This window comes from Psychromonas aquatilis, assembly GCF_038155185.1.
Lineage (GTDB): Bacteria > Pseudomonadota > Gammaproteobacteria > Enterobacterales > Psychromonadaceae > Psychromonas > Psychromonas aquatilis.
Genome location: NZ_JBAKAZ010000420.1, coordinates 1 through 213, shown reverse-complemented (window position 1 = coordinate 213; position 213 = coordinate 1). Strand labels below are relative to the sequence as shown.

General features: G+C 38.5%; 1 pseudogene. It reads right to left on the bottom strand.

Annotation, left to right across the window (positions count from 1 at the left end):
* Positions 1-213: pseudogene (locus V6256_RS16010) on the bottom strand (Fe-S cluster assembly protein SufB); the annotation flags it as partial.

Below are 213 nucleotides of genomic sequence, written 5' to 3'. Positions count from 1 at the left end.
GACGTGTATTTTGTTCATTAATACGGAAGTAATTTGATAGTTCCATTGGGCATCGTGTGCCTTTTGGAATGTATACAAAAGAGCCATCGGTAAATACTGCAGAGTTTAGTGCTGAGTAGTTGTTATCTTTACGGCCAACAACACTACCAATGTATTTTTTAACGAGCTCCGTATATTCATCAATCGCTTCAGAGATAGGGCAGAAGATAACAC